General features: G+C 57.8%; 1 pseudogene. It reads left to right on the forward strand.

Features of this window, described 5'->3' with window-relative positions:
- Positions 1-124: pseudogene (locus tag ACFZPT_RS27030) on the forward strand (LysR family transcriptional regulator); the annotation flags it as partial.
- Positions 125-237: the final 113 nt, after the last annotated feature.

Below are 237 nucleotides of genomic sequence, written 5' to 3' on the forward strand. Positions count from 1 at the left end.
AACGCCGACCTTGGATCTGACGATGGACAGGCACAGCCATGAGGACACCCACCCGCCCGAGCGTTGGGTGCGTACGCGATTGGAAGCGTTAATGGGGGAACGCGGGCCGGTGAACCCAGCCTGATGGTTTTATCCGTGTTATATCTACGCGACTTCCTACAAATAACTCGGAGCGATCAATGCCGCACCTGCACCTGGAAAACACCGCGAACCTCACCGACCAGGCCGACGAGAAAA

This window comes from Pseudomonas sp. MD330_10 (assembly GCF_042610415.1).
Taxonomy (GTDB): Bacteria; Pseudomonadota; Gammaproteobacteria; order Pseudomonadales; family Pseudomonadaceae; genus Aquipseudomonas; species Aquipseudomonas rhodesiae.